The organism is Neisseria sp. P0022.S010, from assembly GCF_051956635.1.
This window is the reverse complement of record NZ_JBQCXF010000790.1, coordinates 1-683: the sequence shown is the minus strand read 5'-3', so window position 1 is coordinate 683 and position 683 is coordinate 1. Positions and strand designations below refer to the sequence as shown.

The 683-nt window shown below is 56.2% G+C and carries 1 other RNA gene and 1 pseudogene; both read right to left on the bottom strand.

The features are described 5' to 3' along the window. Window positions 1-22 precede the first annotated feature (22 nt). An RNA gene (rnpB, locus tag ACTHUT_RS21435) (RNase P RNA component class A) lies at window positions 23-384 on the bottom strand. A 53-nt stretch (window positions 385-437) separates the two neighbouring features. Beyond that, window positions 438-683, bottom strand: a pseudogene (locus ACTHUT_RS21430) (hypothetical protein); the annotation flags it as partial.

Here is a 683-nt window from a genome sequence, read left to right as displayed (position 1 = left end):
AAAACCTGCCGCGGTATGGGGACATACAGCTCGGACGGTAAGCCGGGTTCTGTCGCGGACAGTCATTCCTCTAGGCACATCATTGCTGGTGTGCTCAAGCAACCTACCCGAACGCTCGGCGAGCAGCGTCATCGCGTTCTGTTTGGTCTTGCTCCGAATGGGGTTTAGCCTGCTGCGCTTTGTTACCAAATGCACGGTGCGCTCTTACCGCACCTTTTCACCCTTACCTGTTTTGCCCGAAGGCAATCATCGGCGGTATTGCTTTCTGTTCCACTTTCCGTCGCGTTGCCGCGCCCGGCCGTTAGCCGGCATTCTGCTCTGTGGAGCCCGGACTTTCCTCCCCGTATGCCTTACGCGATACGCGGCGACTGTCTGTCCGACCTGTATGAGGTGCGGATTATAACACAGTCGCCATAGGGTTCAGACGGCCTAAATATTTATTTTTTCTTTTTAAATGCTATTTCGGTCAAACCCAATTCCTGTGCTTTTTTGCGGACTGCGGATTCGGGCATTTCGCGTGCCAGGCGGCTGGTGCAGTATTCGGTCATGGTGGTGGCGCAGGCTTTGAAGTTGCCGGTAAAGTCGCTGGCGGCACTCAAAAACGGGATGAGGCGGCCGGCCATGATTTCTTCGGCCGGTGCGTCTGTTTGGGCGGATACGCGTCCGGACTCGACCGCCGAGAA